The following is a 2751-nucleotide window of genomic DNA, read 5'->3' as shown; positions in this document are numbered from 1 at the left end:
GGTGCTTTTGCCGTTACGCACCACCCCGTCAGTAGCTGAACAGGAGGGACAGCTGATAGAAACAGAAGCCACTGGAGCACCTCAAAAACACCATCATACACTAAATCAGTAAGTTGGCAGCATCACCAAGAATGTTGTAGGATATTGGCTTCGCGCATCTTGTTGTCCAAGTGTAGTTTTTGGCGAAACCATTTGATCATGCAACAAGATGCGCTTCCACCCTAATTTGATGATTTATTTGTAAATCATCAGGGGATTCTTCAGTATATTGCATTAAGCAAGGGGACGTTATGCGTGTATTAGCCTTATCGGCTGTGTTTTTGGTGGCATCGATTATCGGAATGCCTGCGGTAGCAAAGGAATGGCAAGAAAACAAAAGTTGGAATGCTCACTTTACTGAACATAAATCACAGGGCGTAGTTGTGCTCTGGAATGAGAATAAGCAGCAAGGATTTACCAATAATCTTAAACGGGCGAACCAAGCATTTTTACCCGCATCTACCTTTAAAATTCCCAATAGCTTGATCGCCCTCGATTTGGGCGTGGTTAAGGATGAACACCAAGTCTTTAAGTGGGATGGACAGACGCGCGATATCGCCACTTGGAATCGCGATCATAATCTAATCACCGCGATGAAATATTCAGTTGTGCCTGTTTATCAAGAATTTGCCCGCCAAATTGGCGAGGCACGTATGAGCAAGATGCTACATGCTTTCGATTATGGTAATGAGGACATTTCGGGCAATGTAGACAGTTTCTGGCTCGACGGTGGTATTCGAATTTCGGCCACGGAGCAAATCAGCTTTTTAAGAAAGCTGTATCACAATAAGTTACACGTATCGGAGCGCAGCCAGCGTATTGTCAAACAAGCCATGCTGACCGAAGCCAATGGTGACTATATTATTCGGGCTAAAACTGGATACTCGACTAGAATCGAACCTAAGATTGGCTGGTGGGTCGGTTGGGTTGAACTTGATGATAATGTGTGGTTTTTTGCGATGAATATGGATATGCCCACATCGGATGGTTTAGGGCTGCGCCAAGCCATCACAAAAGAAGTGCTCAAACAGGAAAAAATTATTCCCTAGAAGTGGTTAGCGCGTATTTGTGTGAAATAGCCGTCATATAAGCTGTAAAGATATATGGACAAAATGCTGATGCTCGATGCGCTTGTAGTTAATGGCTCATACTTAATCGGTTAGGCCTAATCGACTTAAGCTCCGCGCGTTAACTTTTAGCCTGAGCATTAGCATCACATTCCTCAACGTAAAAAGCCTAGCCAATTTGCTAGGCTTTTTTGTTATCTAAATGGTCATGGTCACTCAACATTGGGATGTGTATAAAGGAATGGCGATGTCAGTAAAGGTGAATGCCGCTGCGATAAAGTGCCTAGCCCATCAAGGATTGTAGGCTTTCTTGGCTGCTAAAGCGTTTGACGAAAAAGTCCAAGAAGGCGCTGATATTGGTGGCTAATTGTCTGCGGCTCGAATACACCCCGTAGACCTTAAAGGGTTCAATCGGCCATTCCTGTAAGATTGGCACTAGCTGGCCGTTGGCGAGTTCGGTTTTGCAGGCGGAGTTTGATAGCATTGCAATCCCAAAGTCATCGAGGGCTAACTGCTTAACCATAATCGGGCTATTGACCCTGACTTTACGCTGAAAGTTTACCATGGTTTTGCGAGCACCTTTGCCTAAGGGCCATATGGGTGCTGAGCGGGATGTTCCTAGCAGAATACCACTATGATCGCTCAGCTCCTTAGGTGTTGCGGGGGTGCCGCGTGCTTTTAAATAGCCAGGGCTTGCTACCAGAATTGGTTGACGCTCGAACAGTAATCTTGCAACAAGATCAGAGGATTGCAGTGGCCCATATTTGATAGCTATGTCATATCCTTCACCCACCAAACCTATATCGTTGTCGGTAAACTGGACATCTAATTCCACATTGGGATATAAACGCATGAATCCGCTACAGAGGTTAGCAATTAATTCTTGGCTAAAAGAGACCGGAATGGCTATCCGTAATGATCCTGATACATCATCATGGGTACTCTCGATAACAGCCTTGGCCGCTTCCACCTCATTGCGAATGGAATCACAGTGTTGATAAAAGAGTGCCCCGACTTGGGTAAGACTCAGGTTACGGGTGTCGCGTTGTAACAATCGCACGCCTAGTTGTTCTTCAAGCTGCGCGATTTTGCGACTTATGGTGGATTTTGGGTGGCCGGTTTCACGTGCAGCTTGGGAGAATCCCTTTGCTCTCACTACGGCTGCAAATAGCATCATACCGTTTAAATCTGGCATGTTTTTCCCACTGTCTCATATTTGGAACATAGCGTCTTATGCAGTTTAATGGCATTTGGCGGGATAACAAAGTTATATTTATTGGCTAAAAATTTTCAGAGGCTAAAGCAGAGGATCTTTTGATGACCAGCAATAATCAGCCCAAACACATGACTCAAGCCCAAACGCCCGATCCGCTTTTTTTACAGGCCGAGCACTGAAGAATCCCCTGATGATTTACAAATAAATCATCAAATTAGGGTGGAAGCGCATCTTGTTGCATGATCAAATGGTTTCGCCAAAAACTACACTTGGACAACAAGATGCGCGAAGCCAATATCCTACAACATTCTTTACACCAATACTGCCCAGAACTTCACCTAAAACGATTAAACAGCTTGATGCTGGCCTCTAAGGCGCTGATTGAATGTAAGACACTGACCTTGACTGAGTTAGGTCGAAATTTACCAA

The 2751-nt window shown here is 44.8% G+C and carries 3 protein-coding genes and 1 pseudogene; 2 read left to right on the top strand and 2 right to left on the bottom strand.

Going from position 1 to position 2751, the window contains the following annotated elements:
- Nucleotides 1–72, bottom strand: a 72-nt coding sequence (locus tag ACERJC_RS25415; protein WP_001568368.1) for an IS1 family transposase, incomplete at its 3' end; no start/stop codon positions are given.
- A 218-nt stretch (nt 73–290) separates the two neighbouring features.
- On the opposite strand from ACERJC_RS25415, the gene ACERJC_RS25410 reads away from it, so the two are divergent.
- Nucleotides 291–1088, top strand: a complete 798-nt coding sequence (locus ACERJC_RS25410; RefSeq protein WP_015059991.1) for an OXA-48 family carbapenem-hydrolyzing class D beta-lactamase OXA-48 — start codon at nt 291–293, stop codon at nt 1086–1088.
- Between the two features lie 301 nt (nt 1089–1389).
- On the opposite strand, the gene ACERJC_RS25405 is transcribed toward ACERJC_RS25410, so the two are convergent.
- Nucleotides 1390–2301 (bottom strand): LysR family transcriptional regulator, encoded by a 912-nt coding sequence (locus ACERJC_RS25405; RefSeq protein ID WP_015586033.1) that lies wholly within the window; start codon nt 2299–2301, stop codon nt 1390–1392.
- A 302-nt stretch (nt 2302–2603) separates the two neighbouring features.
- Here ACERJC_RS25405 and ACERJC_RS25400 point away from each other — a divergent pair.
- A pseudogene (locus ACERJC_RS25400) lies at nt 2604–2751 on the top strand (IS4 family transposase); the annotation flags it as partial.

Source organism: Citrobacter telavivensis, assembly GCF_041807075.1.
Taxonomy (GTDB): Bacteria; Pseudomonadota; Gammaproteobacteria; order Enterobacterales; family Enterobacteriaceae; genus Citrobacter_A; species Citrobacter_A telavivensis.
Note: the sequence above shows the minus strand (reverse complement) of the source record. Positions and strands in the feature narration are given on the sequence as shown.

Coding starts and splice junctions, on each gene's coding strand:
- ACERJC_RS25410 (WP_015059991.1), top strand. CDS start 291: ATGCGTGTATTAGCCTTATCGGCTGTGTTTTTGGTGGCATCGATTATC.
- ACERJC_RS25405 (WP_015586033.1), bottom strand. CDS start 2,301: ATGCCAGATTTAAACGGTATGATGCTATTTGCAGCCGTAGTGAGAGCA.